This window comes from Leptospira weilii (assembly GCF_006874765.1).
GTDB lineage: Bacteria > Spirochaetota > Leptospiria > Leptospirales > Leptospiraceae > Leptospira > Leptospira weilii.
Map to the genome: position 1 here is coordinate 1,162,501 of NZ_CP040840.1, position 15,000 is coordinate 1,177,500.

Annotated in this window: 11 protein-coding genes (2 of these 11 cut by a window edge); 8 read left to right on the forward strand and 3 right to left on the reverse strand. The window is 43.0% G+C overall.

All coding sequences use genetic code 11. The features are described 5' to 3' along the window. The 4 genes in view from FHG67_RS05615 to trpA are tightly spaced (at most 4 nt apart) and all read left to right on the forward strand, a layout consistent with a single transcriptional unit that may run on beyond the window. Positions 1-1,223 carry the 3' portion of a site-2 protease family protein gene (locus FHG67_RS05615; protein ID WP_002619456.1) on the forward strand. Its footprint begins 505 nt before the window's first position, so 1,223 of the gene's 1,728 nt are visible here — the last part of the coding sequence; its start codon lies off the left edge, out of view; it ends in the stop codon at positions 1,221-1,223. A 4-nt stretch (positions 1,224-1,227) separates the two neighbouring features. Further along, positions 1,228-2,958, forward strand: coding sequence for a proline--tRNA ligase (locus tag FHG67_RS05620; RefSeq protein WP_004500792.1), 1,731 nt, complete (start codon positions 1,228-1,230; stop codon positions 2,956-2,958). 2 nt (positions 2,959-2,960) lie between these two features. Further along, on the forward strand, positions 2,961-4,163 hold the full coding sequence (trpB, locus tag FHG67_RS05625; protein WP_004495643.1) for a tryptophan synthase subunit beta: 1,203 nt from the start codon (positions 2,961-2,963) through the stop codon (positions 4,161-4,163). Then, positions 4,160-4,954 (forward strand): tryptophan synthase subunit alpha, encoded by a 795-nt coding sequence (trpA, locus tag FHG67_RS05630; protein ID WP_004495594.1) that lies wholly within the window; start codon positions 4,160-4,162, stop codon positions 4,952-4,954. Before trpB ends, trpA begins: the two co-directional genes overlap by 4 nt. A gap of 50 nt (positions 4,955-5,004) precedes the next feature. On the opposite strand, the gene FHG67_RS05635 is transcribed toward trpA, so the two are convergent. Next, positions 5,005-5,478: a DUF1564 family protein gene (locus FHG67_RS05635; RefSeq protein ID WP_026054358.1), complete on the reverse strand. Its 474-nt coding sequence runs from the start codon at positions 5,476-5,478 to the stop codon at positions 5,005-5,007. 148 nt (positions 5,479-5,626) lie between these two features. Here FHG67_RS05635 and FHG67_RS05645 point away from each other — a divergent pair, with 148 nt between their 5' ends. The 4 genes from FHG67_RS05645 (at position 5,627) to FHG67_RS05660 (ending at position 11,089) form a co-directional block, all read left to right on the forward strand. Continuing rightward, positions 5,627-7,939 carry an adenylate/guanylate cyclase domain-containing protein gene (locus FHG67_RS05645; RefSeq protein ID WP_004495544.1) on the forward strand — a complete coding sequence of 771 codons (2,313 nt, stop codon included), beginning with the start codon at positions 5,627-5,629 and terminating at the stop codon, positions 7,937-7,939. A gap of 28 nt (positions 7,940-7,967) precedes the next feature. Next, complete coding sequence (gene dxs, locus FHG67_RS05650) at positions 7,968-9,875, forward strand: 1-deoxy-D-xylulose-5-phosphate synthase (RefSeq protein WP_002619450.1); 1,908 nt, start codon at positions 7,968-7,970, stop codon at positions 9,873-9,875. Positions 9,876-9,916: 41 nt separating this feature from the next. Further along, positions 9,917-10,387: a tetratricopeptide repeat protein gene (locus tag FHG67_RS05655; protein WP_002619462.1), complete on the forward strand. Its 471-nt coding sequence runs from the start codon at positions 9,917-9,919 to the stop codon at positions 10,385-10,387. Between the two features lie 108 nt (positions 10,388-10,495). Beyond that, a complete protein-coding gene (locus FHG67_RS05660) occupies positions 10,496-11,089 on the forward strand; it encodes a hypothetical protein (protein ID WP_036076153.1) in 594 nt (197 codons plus the stop codon). Here the strand turns inward: FHG67_RS05660 and FHG67_RS05665 are convergent. Beyond that, positions 11,086-13,074: a tetratricopeptide repeat protein gene (locus FHG67_RS05665; protein ID WP_004500690.1), complete on the reverse strand. Its 1,989-nt coding sequence runs from the start codon at positions 13,072-13,074 to the stop codon at positions 11,086-11,088. The genes FHG67_RS05660 and FHG67_RS05665 overlap by 4 nt on opposite strands. Beyond that, positions 13,071-15,000, reverse strand: partial view of an NHL repeat-containing protein gene (locus tag FHG67_RS05670; protein WP_004502185.1) — the 3' portion only. 101 nt of this gene lie beyond the right edge of the window; 1,930 of the gene's 2,031 nt are visible here — the last part of the coding sequence; the start codon falls outside the window, past its right edge — the gene reads right to left on this strand; its stop codon occupies positions 13,071-13,073. The genes FHG67_RS05665 and FHG67_RS05670 overlap by 4 nt, the downstream gene beginning before the upstream one ends.

Sequence of the window (15,000 nt, forward strand, 5' to 3'; positions counted from 1 at the left end):
TGTCCTCCGGGAACGCTCTCAAAATTTTGGGTGAGCGCGATGGGCAAAAGATGGAATGGAATGTGATTCCCCGGATCGTTTATAATCCGAAACGTTCTTCCGGAATTCCGACTATTGGCGTGGAGCCCTTCGGAGAAAGAAGGGTCGTTGCGACATTTGGTTATCCGGAACAGTTTCAGCATTGGTTATCTTCTCGTTTGGATAGATCTCACGAAGCGGAAAATTACTACCAGGAGCGTTTGAAAAAGGCCGTTGAGGGAAGGGATATTCCCGCCGAAGTTCTGCTCGAAAAAGAAAGAGAAGAGAAAGAAAATCTGCTCCGTTCTAGAGCGTTGAACTATCTGAACGACGGAGACGTGATTCAGACCGTGAACGGCAAGCCCGTTTCCACTGTGGGGGAACTTCAAAAGATTCTAGGGGAATATCAAAACCGAACCGTGACGATTGTTGCGGATCGGAAAACGTATCCTCTCGTAAATCCTTGGTCCACGGAAATTGTTTCCGTGGAGATTCCGGTTCTAGGAGCCAATATATTAGAATTTAAGAATATTCGGGATCAGAAATTTCCCGAGTTGAATTTGGAATCTTACCAGTTTGCGAGTTACGATCCCGAACTCGGTCATAAGCTCCTCAATCTGGCAGTGGACGGAAAAACGTTTTCTAGTTTTGAGGAACTTCTCGCTTATATTAAAACGAAGAATGAAAAAACCGTTACGGTCGATATGGGGAATCTTAAATTGGAAGCCGAGCCGAAAGTTCGTCCGATCGGGCTTCTCGGATTTAGACCCAATATGAAATTCAATCCGGAACCGATGCAAAGAGAACTAGGCTTTTTGGAATCTTTCATCGTTGCGGGAAAAGACGTTTATGAAAATGTGGAAATCACTCTCAAAGGAATCGGGATGTTGTTTTCTGGGATTCTTTCCGTAAAGGATAGTCTTTCCGGGCCCGTGGGGATTGTATCGTATGCGGGAATCAGTTTGGAGATCGGTTGGGAGACGTATTTGGAATTCGTTGCCAGGATCTCGATCGCTTTGATGATTATGAATTTACTTCCCATTCCGATGGCGGACGGTGGGCATATCGTATTGTATGCGTATGAGGCGATCACCGGAAGGCCTCTTCCCGGTAGAGTAATCGAGTCTATTTTCCGAATCGGATTTTTGTTTTTACTCGGACTCGGACTCTACGTCACCTTCAACGATGTAATGCGAATTTTCTAAACGCATGAAAGCATCTAAATATATTCTTCCCACAGAAAAGGAAAATCCCGCGGATGCGGTGGTCGCGTCCCATCGTCTTATGATCCGTGCGGGTCTTGCGCGTAAGTCCTCCGCGGGTCTTTACTTTTATCTTCCGCTCGGCCTCAGAATTCTCCAGAAGATCAAACAGATCATTCGCGAAGAAATGAACGAAACGGGGGCTTTGGAGTTCGATCTTCCGATTTTGACTCCTTCTGATTTTTGGGAACAAAGCGGCCGGTGGACCGCGATGGGGAAGGAAATGTTCCGTATCAAAGACAGACACGATCTTTCTTATGCCCTCGGTCCCACACACGAGGAATCTTTCAGTTTTTTATTAAAACCTCTTTTGAAATCGTATAAAGATCTTCCGATCAACGTCTATCAAATTCAAACCAAATTCCGGGACGAAATTCGTCCTCGTTTCGGAGTGATTCGTTCGAGAGAGTTTATTATGAAAGATGCATATTCCTTTCATATCGACGATGTTTCTCTCGACGAAACATATCAAGCGATGCGGGTTGCTTACAGAAAGATTTTCGATCGCTGCGGCCTCAAGACGATTCCCGTGCAGGCGGATTCCGGAAGTATGGGAGGTTCTGCGTCGGAAGAGTTTATGGTGGTTTCTCCGATTGGAGAAGAAACGTTATTGTTGTGTAATTCCTGCGGCTATAGTTCCAATAGCGAAAAAACCCCTCTTGTATTAAAAAAAGGAAATGTGCCTGCGAAACTTTCCGAGAGGAAAGAAATTTCCACGCCGGGAAAAAAGACGATTGCCGAAGTCAGCGCTTTTTTGGGAATTTCCGAGGCCGAAACAATCAAAGCGATTGCGCTCAAATCGGATAAGAAAAAGATTCTTGTGTTCTTACGCGGGGATTTGGAACTCAATCTTCATAAACTACATTCTCTTCTTCGAATTACGGACTCGGAGCCGATGACCGATCTGGAAATTCGGGAACTTGGGTTGGTCCCGGGTTTTATTTCTCCGATTTCTACAAACGACAAGATAAAGGTGTTATACGATCGTTCCCTTCGGAAAGATTTTCCTTATGTGGTCGGTTCGTCTAAGGAAGATTTTCACACCCAAGGTTTTATTTTGGAAAAGGAAGTTTCCGGTCTTCCGGAATTTACCGATGTCGCATTAGCAAGAGAAGGGGATCTTTGTCCGAATTGTAATTCTCCTTTAAAAGCCGAGAAAGGGATCGAGGTCGGCCATATATTCAAACTAGGAGAAAAATACACGAAGGCTTTCGGAATTCAGGTTTTGGATCAAAACGGAAAATCCAGGGTTCTTACCATGGGTTGTTACGGAATCGGTGTTAACAGAACCATGGCCACAGTCATCGAGCAGTGCAACGACGAGAAAGGGATTTTTTGGCCGATCAGCATCGCACCGTTCGAAGTCACACTTGTGAGCATCACAAAAGGCGAGGAACAATATTCCAAAGCGGAAGAATTTTATAATGTTCTAAAGAACGAAGGAATCGAAATTTTCTGGGACGACCGGGACGTGGGTCCTGGTTTTAAACTCAAGGATTCCGAACTGATCGGTTTTCCGATTCGAGTAACGATTGGTAAAAAATTCTTCGAAAACGGGGAAATTGGTATTTACAATCGTAAAAAAGACAGGGAGGAATCCTTTGTCTTTGCCGGATTTGAGAATTTAATTGCGAGGGTGGAATCTCTGCGTCAGGAACTCTTCGCAGAATTGGAGTAATTATGGGTAAAGAACGTCATTCCCCAAAAGTGGGTTACTTCGGAGAATTCGGCGGCCGTTATTCTCCCGAAATTCTTCACGACGCTCTTGTGGAACTTGAAGCTATGTACAAAAAGCTTCGGAAGGACAAACGTTTTCATAAAGAACTCGAGTATTATCGCAAGAATTATATCGGTCGTCCTTCTCCTCTTACTTATGCCGAACGTTTGTCAAAGGTCTGGAACGGGGCTCGGATTTGGCTCAAACGAGAAGACTTAAATCATACAGGCGCGCATAAGATCAACAATACGATCGGTCAAGTATTGATCGCAAAGGCGATGGGCAAAACTCGAATTATTGCGGAAACCGGAGCGGGGCAACATGGAGTGGCGACGGCGACAGTTGGCGCTATGTTTCAGATGGAAACAGTCGTTTATATGGGGGAAGAGGATCTTCGTCGTCAGGAACTCAATGCGATCCGGATGAAAATGATGGGTGCCAAAGTCGTAGGAGTTTCCAGCGGCACCGCGACTCTCAAGGACGCGACGAGCGAAGCGATGAGAGACTGGGCATTAAACGTTTCTAATACACATTACATCGTCGGTTCTTCCATCGGTCCGCATCCGTTTCCTACCATCGTGAGAGACTTTCAATCGGTAATCGGTATCGAATCCAGAAAACAATTTAAAAAAGCAAACGGTAAACTTCCAAACGCTGTGATCGCTTGTGTCGGTGGCGGCTCGAACGCTATCGGTATGTTTTACGGCTTTTTAAGAGATAGAAAGGTAAAGCTTTACGGAGTGGAAGCCGGAGGTTATTCTACCGAACCTGGGCATCATTCTGCAACGATCCAATTCGGTAGAACCGGGTTTTTACACGGAACCAAAACGTTGGTGATCCAAGATGAATTCGGACAAATCGTTCCGGCACATTCCGTGTCTGCAGGTTTGGATTATCCTGGGGTTGGTCCGGAACACGCTTATTTTCACAAAAGCGGGAGAGTGACTTACGTCAATGTGGATGATGAAGGTGCTTTAGATGCTTTTCTTGAAGTATGTCGGATCGAAGGGATCATTCCTGCATTAGAAACTGCTCATGCGTTTCGTTTTGCAAAAGATCTGGCGAAATCAATGGGGAAAAAAGAAGACGTTCTCATCTGCCTTTCCGGAAGAGGGGACAAAGACGTTGCCGAGGTCGCAAGACTTAGAAAAGGAGAATTTTCTTGAACGCCATCTCTTCCGTTTTTTCCTCCGATAAAAGCGTTTTCATCCCTTATGTCTCTTTGGGAGATCCGGATTACGAATCCTGCGTTTCTTGGGCGGATGCTTTGATTCGAGGCGGTGCTGGAATTTTAGAATTGGGAATTCCATTTACCGATCCGGTCGCGGATGGTCCGGTGATTCAAAAAGCCTTCAAACGAGCGTTGAGTCATCCTTTTTCCATGAAAAAAATTTTAGAGATCACCGCAGAAATTCATAAATTACATCCACAAACTCCCCTCGTGTATTTAACGTATTTTAATCCACTTTATTCTATGGGTTTGGAATCTTTTACGGAGAGCGCCAAAAACTCGGGGATCCAAGGTTTGATCATTCCTGATCTTCCATTTGACACTCCGGAAGCGGAAGAGTTCTTTTCCCAATTGGAACGAAAAAAGATCGATTTCATTCATCTTGTGACGCCTGCAACTACAAGCGATCGGATTCAATCTATGAAATCTCTTGCGTCGGGTTTTATCTATTATGTGACTTCCTACGGTGTGACCGGGGAACGACGTGCTCTCGCGGACGGTTTGGAAGAAAGAATCCGAGTAGTGCGTAGCAAGGTTGGTCTTCCGGTTTGTGCAGGGTTCGGAATTTCCACTGCGGATCAGGCTAGGGAAATTTCGACTTACGCGAACGGGGTGATTATTGGCTCTGCCATACAAAAAATCATCGAAGAAAACGGCTCCAATCGAGAGGTTTGCATAAGTAAACTTTTTACGTATGCATCGGAAATTCGTGCTTCTATGAAATAAGAAGCTATGTGCGTTTCTCTGAGGTGTTGTAAATTGAGAAGCGAAGGGTTTTAAATTGGATGTGCCCTTCCCAGCTGAATTTGGCTTTGTAGAAGTTTTTGTGAAAAGCGAATTTCTCTGGTAATCTTCAAAATTGTTGGAACTCCATAGGGTTTTGTTTTTCTGGGGGTCCTTTCTATTGACCATTCTAATAACAGAGAAAATAACAAACATCGAGAAACCCCCAGTCCCCAAGCAAGGATTCCCAGTTTGCACCAATCCTCTTCGAAAGGACGAAAGTTCATCTTTTGTAGATTCAGATTTTTTTCCTGATATCTCGCATATACCAGCCTCTTCCCCAAAAAACGTTTCCGAATCAAAGTTTCGTCCCAATGCGATAAAAGAAAGTGTAAGGTTTTTCGGAGAATTTTCGGTTGAAGCCGGTTGGTTCGAACCAGGTTTTCCGGAATTAAAAATGAGCAAAGGTTACCGGATTTACGAATCGAGCAAAACGTAAACCCGGATTTAAAAGAAGAATTCTTCATAACCGGAACGGTTTTGGGATGAATGAGTGTGGAGCGTGAAGCAGAGTAAAAAATGAAAACAAAGCTAGAACGGGTGATAAAGTCTGGAAAATATTGACGAAACTCTGACGGATGGGATACTGATCCCCGATCAAGGTCGGAGGGACGTATGAGCGAAATCAAATTTAAAATCACTCCATTCCACATTATTTCGATAATACTGGGGGGAATGGGGATTGTTTTCATAACATTTACAGCATTTTTTCCGAGCTTTTCACACAACACCGAATTCTTGCTTGGGGGATTCGTATTACTTTTGATCAGTTCGTATCCGATCTATAAGTTCATAGAAGTCAACACTTCGGATAAACAAAAGTCCGGAGGTATTTGGCTATCGATGGTAGTCTCGTTTTCAATGTTTTTCCTATATCAGGTTTTTACGCCTCTCTCCGAATTGGAAGAATCCTCCGTGTCTTGGAGATTTACATTGCTCAGATCCGGGGTGAACAAGAGCGAGAAAGAATCCGAACAGGGAACGATCGAATACACACGTTACAATCCACCGCCAGGAGCAAGGCAGGACATACAGATCATCGGAATCACGACCACTTCCTTGGAAAAGTTACAAGGAAGATGGCCTTTGCCTTGGAAATATTATGCAAACATCATAGACATATTTAAGAACACGTCCAATCAGCTGATGTTCGATATATTCTTCGTGGACTATAAGTCGGGACAAACGGAAGAAATGGCCGAAGCCTTGGCGAAAAATTCGCAGGTCATGTTTGACTATCCGATGGAAACAAGTCTAGAATCCAAGAGTTCCATCCTGAATTTGGAAAAACGGATCGATGTGCTAAGAAAGTTCAAATTAGAAAACGTGGAAGATCCGGAGGATGTCGGAACATCTTGGCTGAAATTTCCACAGCCTCCGATAGAGCCTGTGGCGGAAAAAGCATCCGGATTAGGATTCGCGAATATTAAAAAAGACGAAAGCGGGCTTAATCGAAGAATGCCTCTTGTCGCGAAATTGTTGAATGCGGGGCCTTTAAGAGAAACGGAATATTATCCGTCCATTGATTTAATCATAGCGTGTAATTACCTCGGTGTGGATGTGAAGAGAGACGTAGAGGTTGTGATGGGCAGATACGTCAAGATCAAGAATATTCCGCAAAAGACCTTGACGAGTTTCAACCGTAAAACTTTGAAGATGGAAACTAAGGACATTATGAATCGACCGAACGAAGAGCGTGAGATCATAATTCCGATAGACAAAGACGGACAGATGCAGATTAATTTTCCGGGAGGGCTATATTCATTCCGAGCGCATGAAATTTTCGAAGCGGCGACGGAGTGGAACGAGGAAACCGCGTCTCAATTTCAAAACACGATCTTCCTCGTAGCGATGTATTATGCGACTGGAGCTGGAGCGGCAAAAGATACGCATTTATCGCCATTTGGAGATATGTCCGGGATCGAACACCACGCGGCTTCGATCAACACGATTCTCAATCAAGATTTTCTCTTTGAGCTTCCGTTATGGGGAGAATTTTTAATTTTAATTCTTGTGGGAATATTAGGGGGCCTTGTACAACCTCGATTAAAAACCTGGTTGGCATTTTTGTTTTTCTTAGTGACTGCGCTCATCTATTCGATCGGAACGCTCGTAAATTTTTCCGAGTTCAACTTGGTGCATTTGTATCCGACTGTGATATTGGAGCAGTTGTTTATTTTTATCGGACTGATCGGATTTCGGATTTTAACGGAAGAGGAAAACGTGAAATACATACGGAGTACGTTTTCCAAGTTCGTATCCAAGGATATCGTGGATGAGCTACTAAAAAATCCGGACAACTTGAATCTGGGGGGATCCAAACGAGACATCACGATTTTTTTCTCCGATATCCGGGGATTTACGACAATGTCGGAAAAAATGGGGCCGGAAGAACTGGTTCAATTTTTGAATCAATATCTTTCCGAGATGACGGAGATCATCATTGAATTTAAGGGAACGATTGATAAATACATGGGGGATGCTATCATGGCATTTTGGGGCGCGCCTGTGCCGTTAGAAGATCATGCCTACTATGGGTGCGCGGCCGGGCTTGCTCAGATGAGAAGACTCGCCACTTTGAAGGAAGAATGGAAGAGTTTGGATCTGCCCCAAATGGATATCGGAATCGGACTCAATTCCGGACCTGCAGTTGTGGGAAACATGGGTAGTTCTCACAGGATGGATTACACTTGTATGGGAGATACGATCAACTTAGGATCCAGATTGGAAGGAACGAATAAGGAATACGGAACCCATATTATTATCTCCGAGTACACTTATGAGAAGGTAAAGGACAGGGTCGTCGCAAGAGAACTGGACTTGATTAAAGTAAAAGGGAAAACTCAACCCGTACGAATCTACGAATTATTGGATTTAGTGAACGAGGAAGACCTGAAACTATTAAGAAAACCTTTGCAGGTGAATTGAAAAATTAATAAGATTATAGAAAGTTTTCATGCAACAGGAATCAACTTTGCTGGATGGGATTAACTATCCGGCCGATCTCAGAAACATACCGTTGGAAAAACTTCCGCAGGTCTGTAAAGAGGTTCGAAATTACATCATTGATACTCTATCAGGGGTAGGCGGACATTTTGCGAGTAATTTGGGGGTCGTGGAGCTAACGATAGCGCTTCACTACGTATTCAACACACCAAAAGATCGACTGATCTGGGACGTGGGTCACCAAACATACCCGCATAAGATTCTCACCGGAAGAAAGGATAGACTCAAAACCGTGCGAAAGTTCAACGGGCTTTCCGGATTTCCGAAAAGGGAGGAATCTCCTTACGATCTTTATAACACGGGACATGCGGGAACTTCGATATCGCAAGCGTTAGGGGAAGCCGCGGCCCGGGATCTAACAAAGGAAGAGGATTACAGCGTAGTAGCCATAATCGGAGACGCGTCGATAGCGACCGGAATGGCACTCGAAGCGATGAACCACGCCGGTCATTTAAAGAAGGACATGATCGTAATCTTAAACGATAATTACATGTCGATTTCGAAGAATGTGGGTTCCATCTCTAACTATCTCAACAACATCATAACGTCTCATTTTTACAATCATTGGAAGAGAGTATTTTACACTTTCTTAAAGTGGCTGCCTATCATCGGGCCTGCGACCGAGAGATTTTTCAAAAGAGTGGAGAAGGGATTCAAAGACGTCTTAACGCCCGGGGGGCTTTTTGAGGATTTAGGATTCGGATATATCGGGCCTGAAGACGGGCATGACGTGATTCGACTCGTGAACATGCTCGAAAAAGTGAAAAAAATGAAGGGACCCATATTGCTTCATCTAATCACACAAAAGGGAAAAGGATATGATCCTGCGGAAAGGGATCCGATCAAGTATCACGGAGTGACTCCGTTTCGAAAAGAAGACGGGGCGATGGACAGTGGAGATACTTCCAAGATCGCATACAGCAAGATTGTGGGAAAAATGCTGTCGATACTGACGGAAACAAATCCTAAAATTGCGGCAATCACGCCGGCGATGATCGAAGGAAGCGGGCTTAAAGAATACGCCGAAAAATATCCTGACCACCTCTTTGATGTGGGGATAGCAGAGCAACATTCCATAGCGTTTGCCGGAGCAATGACGAACGGAAGCATCATTCCTTATATGTGCATCTACTCGACGTTTTTAACGAGGGCAATCGATCAGCTTGTCCAGGATGTATCATTGATGAATTTACCTGTGCGGTTTGTGATTGATCGTGCGGGGTGTGTGGGACCGGACGGGGAAACGCATCAAGGGCTTTTCGATTTAGGATATCTGCTCGGACTACCGAACATGGACGTATTTGTTCCGTCTAACGGACAGGACATGATTGATTCGCTTCGATGGATGGAAACATACGACAAGGCTCCGATTGCAATTCGATTCCCGAAGGCGAGTGTGGACTTAAAGACCTTGGATTTTTACAAAGAAGCCGATCTTCGACCTGGAACACTACGAGTTCTCAAAAGAGGAACGGATCTTGCTTTTTTGTCGATCGGATCCATGATCGACGAAGCCAAAAAAGCGACCGAGCTTCTGGAAAGTGCGGGCTTCAGCGTAACGCTTATCGATCTCATATGGTTACGACCACTTGGAGTGGAAGCACTCAACGAAGAATTGTCTTGTGTGAGACGTTTTGTGATACTAGACGAAAGTTATGTGGACGCGGGAGCTTCCGGATATTTGCTCAATCGGATTCTTCCTGAAAATTTATCGAAATACGTCAAAACGTTCGGGTTTCCGCCGGAGCCAATTCATCACGGAGAAAGGAAAGACATTGTCCGAGCGTATGGGTTGGATGGAGCATCGATCGCAGAACAAGTAGCGGACGTATTGAAAAAAAACTTAATCAAGCCGTAACCATTCCAAACCGAAAATAAAAATAAAAACGGGTTAAGGAATTGAAAAACATTACTCCTTCGGACTTTTTAGAAGCGGCGAAATATTTTTATAAGAAAGGCGATTCGGACAGGGCAGAGTATTTGTTCAAGCTTACTTTGGAAAGCGAGGAGAGTCACGAGGCTTATTTCTATTTAGGGCTTCTTGAAAATCAGAGAGGAAATTCGGCAAAAGGGCTCACACACTTTTATAAATCTGTGGAGTTGAATCCGAATTACGGAAACCCCTGCAACGAAATCGGAATCATACTTTTAAGAGCGGGAAAGGAAAACGAGGCGGTTTACTGGCTTAAAAAATCCTTACGCTGTGAATTGAACGATGCGCCTCACATTTCACTCTACAATCTTGCCACTCTGTATAAAATTTGGAATCGTCCCGAAAGATCCCTTCAGTATTTACATCGTGCGATATTGATCAAACCCGATTTCGAAGAGGCCAGAAAGCTCAAAGAGGAGTTAGGTTCTACAATTTGATCTAAAGAGAATAAGGAACAACTTTGAATCTTTGGCGGGGATTTATACTTTTAGAAAATTCTTACTCATTTTGTTAGACCGCACTCACGTTAATATAATAATCTGTCAATGAGATTGAATCGGAATAATAAGGCTCATAGAAATACGATTTTTCCATTGCGATTTTCGGAAGAGGCAGTTGCGGTGATACGAGCACATCTTGCAAATCGACCTGAATCCTCGTTTCATTTAAGAATTGAGAGAAAGGGCGGACATGCCAACGTTCAAGTGGGTTATGATCGAAAGAAAAACCTGAATACCAAACATACGTATCCGATCATGATAGAAATCACCGAAGAGGATGAGATTTGTCTGGAAGGTTCTCGGATCGATTGGAGATCGGAAAAACAGGAATTTTGTATTTATCCTGACGTGGATTTGGATATAGAATATCAGAATATTCTAAATAGATTTAAGATACGTGTCAATCGGAATGTATTTAGAAATGATAAAGCTAGGATTTATAGGGGTGTTTCCGAGTTTCCGAATTGGTTTCCTTTGAGGGTTCGAAAATTAGAAATTTCTAAAGTAAAGATCCAGGGAAGAATTTGGATTTTGGCTTTGGCCGATCGTCATGAACCGGAAGAAATCCTGAAGATTGAAAGTACGATTGCGGACGAGATATTGGATTATTTTAGTGATTTTCCGGTCCGCAATGATTAACGTTTCCAGAATACTCGATCACCTTCGGAAATTGATTTTAAGCCTTTGTTTCCGTTATCCGGAACGGCTCTGGAAAGAAAATAATCGATTTCTTCAATCGTAGCCTCTCCGGATTTTCCGGAGGTATTGAAGATCTGAACCTTATTACCTTTTTTTAAGCCATCCAGAATTCCGACGTTGATGACGATGTCTTCGTCTTTTACTTTTAAGACGGAGCCGCTCGGGGGAATCGCCGCTGAAATTTTAGAGATGGATCTTGCTACCGCTTCCGGAATAAAATCCCTCCCTTTTGAGAATACTTTAAACGCGGAGAGGATTTTTTCGTGTTTGGAATCTTTGATCGTCCAGTCTATATGCAATGAATGATTTTCGTATTTTAAAGAACCATAAACTAGAAATCTAGGTTTAATCCCATCTTTTGCGGAGTCTTTGATTTTGAGAAAGGCGGATTCCGTATAGGGCAAGATTTCCGTATAAGGATCGGCTTTAATATCAAAGGAAGACGGATTATTCCGAACGGATTCTAAAACCTCCGAAAGGGAGACGGTGGGATTTAAAGAGAGATTTCTACGCACGGAAGAGGAAACTAAGAGCGCGAGATCCGGATAATCGCCCAAATAAGATTTATCGGAAAGATCGAACAATAAGAGAACAGGCGGGGTTCTTCCGTAGTTCTCCACAAGATTGTCGCCTGCGATTTCGAGCAATCCTTCTTTATAGGCGATCGATTGTTTCATAGAGTTCAGAAGATTTTCAATTTCGAACTGATATTTTTGATTTTCCGGATATTTTTTCCTCAAAAATAAAAGGAGATTGAGATAACGCGGAAAAAAATTGGTTCTTTTGTATTCGGATAAGGTTTGAAATTGAACTTCCGGTTGACCGGGGATCAGTTCTCTAGCGGAAGCGAGGTGATGAGAGGCCATATCGTATAAAAGAGAATTTTTAGAGGAACGGAAGCGTTGCATTCTATACTCGCCGAGTTTTCTTCGGAAAGAATGATTTTCCGGAAAATGGCTCAGTGCGACAGACTCCGCTTTTTGTCTTGATATCGAATCTAAGTCGTCTAATTTTAATATTTCGGTTAACGCGTCTTTTGCCGAGAAATCTTTATCCGCCCCTTTTTCTTCGGTAAACGCTTTCAAATAGAGATACAAAGGGTTTTGAGGGAAAAGGGAAACGAGTTTGCGGGAAAGTGAAGCCGCGGATGAAAAGTCTCCTTGCCAGATTTTAATTCTTATAAGCGAGTCTATCGCTTCTTCAAAATCGGGATATAAGGAAATCGCTCTTTCTAATTTTTCCGACGCCATTTCCAATTTTTGTCTTTTCTCTTGATCGGAGCTTTTTTGGGACCAATCGATCAATAACGAAGCCATGTTGAAAAATAAATCGGGATCGTCCGAAGAGGACGCGAGAACTTTGTTCCAAAGATGATAAGATTTGGAAAAATTACCGGTTTTACCGTTTACTTTCGCTTCTAAAATTTGAATTTCTTTTGAGTTTTGAAATTTGGACCTGGAGACTTCCAGTTTTTTGAGAGCGGATTCGTAGTTTCCCATTTCCAAAAGAATTTGAATTTGAACCGGAGCTAAAACTGGATCGAATGGGTCGATTTCCAAGGAAGGTCTTAAGAGATTTAGAGAATTTTGATATTCTTTTTTACGGGCGTAGGCTAAGACGGCTCCTTTGATTGCGGTTTTGTTTTCTGGTTCGAGAGCGAGAATCTTGTTATATGCTTCGAAGACTTCTTTATCTTTATGAAGATGTTTTGCCGCGTCCGCGAGTCCAAGTAAAGAACGAGTCGACATGGGGTTGGAACGGGACGCATCGGAAAAAGATTGGTAGGCAGCGGTGTAATTGCGAGCTTTGAGAAAGGACTCTCCTTCCTGAATTTTTTGAATCGTATTTTCGGAAGAAATCGGTCCGATGAATAAGAACAGGCCTAAGATGCCAAGGGAGCGCCTTTGTAAAAAACGTAAAATCATTTTGTAAAAAATCCTGCTTCAACCTTGCCGGATGTGTTTCTAAAATTCGCTTCTATGATCAAGGGAATATAAAAATCTTTTTTGTCCATGTCGATTCTACTTTTGAAGGATACGATATAGCGCCTGTCCTTATGAGATAAAAAGGAGTCGTAAAGGTTCTTTTCTAATCCTTCACCCGGAATTAAGATGAATTTTCCACCGGTGGAAGCCGCAATCGTCTTATACGTATCGACTGCGGGCCCGGTATCCGAAAGCGATAAGAAATATATGGGAATCGAATGCGCTTTGGAATAACGGATAATTTTTTCCGGTGAAATCTGAGTGAACGAATCCGGATAAGAATTACCCGAGATCAGAACCAAAACGATTCTCGGTCCAAGACGACTGAGTAAATCTGATATTCCTCTGTAAATCGCTTTCCCTGTCTTAGAGTTCGAGTCACTAGGAGATGTTCTTAATATTCTAAAAATCTCATACATTGAGTGATTGAAATCGGAAGTCTTGATCAATTCCGTACCGGAGCGAAGAACCTCTATTCCGTCGTATTGACGAAGCGAAGTTAGAAGAGGTCTCAGGGATTTTTCGAATATTGGATAAGCCGATTTAACTTCGGAAGTGTTTTCGTAAACGAGGGAAACCGAGATCCGATTGTTAAACTGTTGCATATCTGCAAGTCCGATCAATGGGGACAGATTTCCATATTCATAAACTTTAAAGGAATTTCTTGGTATCGCCTTGATATCTCGACCTGATCGGTCTCTTATGCGGAGAAAAACGGAAATATCCGGATATTCTTGATTTAAAACTTTTTCCAATACGATATCCATGTTGGAAGACAATTGATTGGAGGGGCTAAAAATTTCCACTCGATGCCGATTGAAGTCCGCGATGAATTGTGTTCCGGTATAATCGAAGGTTGAAGAGAAAGGTTGGTTTAGTTTCCGTATTACGTTTTTCGAATCTCGAAAGGAATCTAATAATCTCCAAGTATTGTCCACGGTGTTGTAAATGACGAGTCCCGACTTTTCGTCTGAGATATAAATTTCGTTTTTTCGAATTGTTAAATTGCGGGGAGACAATAGGACATTTGGATTCGTAATTTCTCTGAGAAAATTTCCTTCTGAATCAAATACGGCGATTCTAGAATTTCCCCGATCGGCCACATAAATCTCCCCTTGGGAATTTACTTTGAGCCCGGACGGGTTGCGTAGAATTCCGACCCCGATTTCTTGAACGAAAGTACCATCTGCTTTTAACTTTTGAAGCCGATTATTTCCGGAATCAGAGACATAAAGATATCCACTTTTTGTGAAGAATATTCCGGTTGGCCCGTGAAATTCTCCGTTTCTTTTTCCTGAATTTCCGAATCGGTTGCGGTATTCGCCTTTTGTATTGAACTCATAAATCTTATCAGCCTTAAAGTCGGTTACAAAAATTGAATTCCCTCTCAATGAGAAAAATAAGGGACCCGATAAATTCCGACCTAGGGAACCTTTGAAATTGTCTACCGGGTTACCATTCGGATCAAACTTTACTATGTTTGCTGTGTCAAAAGAAAGGACATAAAGAAAACCGTCCTCGTCGACGGCTACGTCGGATGGATTTCGAAATCTGAAACGTCGGAGGTCGTCACCTAAGATTGAGGAATAATAACGGAGCGCTAAATCTTGGCTTCCGCCGGCTAAATTGATTCTAAGCGCGTCTAATCTCGCTTTTTGAATTTGATTGAGACCTGCAATCCCTTCTATTTGTTCTAATTCCGACATGCTTTCGGGCCAGTCACCGGAGAGATAATATGAGTTCGAGAGTAGGAGCCGGGCTAATGTAAAGTCGTTCTTAATTGAAAGCGCTTTTAAAAAACTTTCTCGAGAGGACGAATATTGTGAGTTATTAAAATAAGAGAATCCTCTCGCAAATTGTGTTTTT